Origin of the sequence: Kocuria sp. ZOR0020 (assembly GCF_000800955.1) — a bacterium.
Taxonomy (GTDB): domain Bacteria; phylum Actinomycetota; class Actinomycetes; order Actinomycetales; family Micrococcaceae; genus Kocuria; species Kocuria subflava.
The window spans coordinates 1-1,576 of sequence record NZ_JROX01000201.1 but is presented as its reverse complement, the minus strand read 5'-3'; the positions used below and the strand labels follow the sequence as shown (position 1 = coordinate 1,576).

General features: G+C 64.5%; 1 protein-coding gene and 1 pseudogene. One reads left to right on the top strand and one right to left on the bottom strand.

The annotated features are described in order from the left end of the window. Positions 1-214, bottom strand: a pseudogene (locus L979_RS16800) (hypothetical protein); the annotation flags it as partial. 119 nt (positions 215-333) lie between these two features. Here L979_RS16800 and L979_RS11460 point away from each other — a divergent pair. Then, positions 334-1,479: a glutamate--cysteine ligase gene (locus L979_RS11460; protein ID WP_047692346.1), complete on the top strand. Its 1,146-nt coding sequence runs from the start codon at positions 334-336 to the stop codon at positions 1,477-1,479. Positions 1,480-1,576 lie beyond the last annotated feature (97 nt).

Below are 1,576 nucleotides of genomic sequence, written 5' to 3'. Positions count from 1 at the left end.
CCCACGGTCCCGACGCCGGCCCTCGACTGTCCGCACCCGCCGCAGTTGCGGCAGGGTCAGCTGACGCAGAGTCAGTGGGTGAAGATGTGGCGGGCGGCGGCGTCGTTGAGGACGTGCTGCCACCGTCTGACGTACAGGCAGGGAGGACCAGCAGCAGGCCCGCCAAGGTCAGGGATGAGGCCAGGCGCAGGTGGGGAATCAAGTTACGGCGCATGTCCCCCAGGGTAAGGGCCCGGCAAGTTATCGGGAGCACACTGCCTAAACTAGAGTGAGCTGTCCTGGCTGCCCTTGCTGGCAACCACTTCCTGTCGGCCCACACGCCAGCGAGGTCCCGTGCACATCGAGTTCGAGCACTCCTCTCAATCCACCATCGGGTTGGAATGGGAGGTTGCACTGGTTGACACCGAATCCGGGGCTTTGGTTCCCCGCGGTCAAGAGGTCATGAAGGCAGTGCACGCCGCCTTGCCGGAGCGTGCGGAGGAAAGCACGGCCAGTCCCACGCTGACCGGGGAATTCCTGGAGAACACGGTGGAGATGGTCACCGGCGTGTGTTCCACGGTGGCTGAGGCCACCGGTCAGTTGGGCCAGTTGTTGGAGGACATCCGCCAGGTTGCAACCCCCCGGAATCTGGCGGTGTATGCGGCCGGTACGCACCCGTTCTCCCGTTGGCAGGATCAGTCCGTGGTGGACAAGGACCGCTACTTCACCGTGGTGGACCGCGCTCAGTACTGGGGCCGCCAAATGGTCATTTACGGGATGCACGTGCACGTGGGGGTGAACTCGCAGGAGAAGGCGTTGCCGGTGCAGGACCGGTTGCTGGCCCATTACCCCCACCTGTTGGCGCTGTCCGCCAACTCCCCCTACTGGAACGGCCAGGACACCGGTTACGCCTCCCACCGCTCCCAGATCTTCCAGCAGCTTCCGACCGCGGGCCTGCCGTACGCGTTTGCTGACTGGTCCGAGTACCAGCAGCATCTCAGCGATCTCCTGGACACCGGCGTGATCGATGACATCAGTGAATCCCGCCTGGATGTACGCCCCGTGCCCCGCTACGGCACCATCGAGATGCGCTTCTGCGACTCCCCCTCCAGCCTGAGGGACATCGGCGCGATTGCCGCACTCACCCAGTGCCTGGTAGAGGAGACCTCCCGGATCCTGGATGACGGCGGAACTGTGGAACAGATGCGCCCCTGGCTGGTCAAGGAGAACAAGTGGCGGGCTGCGCGCTACGGGTTGGATGCGGTCATCATCAAGGACAACTCCTTGGAGGAGCCGCTGGTCACGGATCATCTGCGCCAGATCGTGGACCGGCTCATGCCCATTGCCCGCGACCTGGATTGCGCAGAGGAGCTGGGTTGGGTCAACCACATCATCGATCACGGTGCCGGATACCAGCGCCAGCGCGCGGTTGCCGAGCGCGCTGACGGTGATCTGAAGGCGGCCGCTCTGGATGTGGTCCGTCAGGTTCAGGAGGGCTGACCTCGCGGACGCTCTCCCGCCTTAGCCCGCTCGAACGGTGATTTGTCCCGCCCATCCGGCGTGATGGGCGGGACAAATCACTACTCAATGGTGCCGG